The following is a 322-nucleotide window of genomic DNA, read 5'->3' on the forward strand; positions in this document are numbered from 1 at the left end:
AGGGCAAGGCGGCGCGGAGCCGCACGGCGCAGGGCAAGGCGGCACCGGGTACGACTGCACCGAGCCGCGCGGCGCCGAGCAAGGTGGCGCCGGGTACGACCGCGCCGGGCTGGGCGGCGGCGCCGAGCGGTTGGGGCGGCTCGGCGAGGCGATGGTGGTCCTCGCCTCCAGCGGTCTCGAACTGTCCAGGGAGGAGCTGCTCGACGCGCTCTGGCTGGCCGGTCGGCTGCCCGAGGACGGCGTGGAGCGGGCGCCCCTGGCCCGCGCGGTGACAGGTGGCGGGACGGCGCTGCCCGCCACCCGCCCCGAGCCCGCCCGTCCC

The 322-nt window shown here is 79.5% G+C and carries 1 pseudogene; it reads left to right on the forward strand.

What is annotated here, in order from left to right:
- A pseudogene (locus tag KN815_RS49800) lies at nt 1–322 on the forward strand (hypothetical protein); the annotation flags it as partial.

The organism is Streptomyces niphimycinicus (genome assembly GCF_018883605.1).
Classification (GTDB): domain Bacteria; phylum Actinomycetota; class Actinomycetes; order Streptomycetales; family Streptomycetaceae; genus Streptomyces; species Streptomyces niphimycinicus.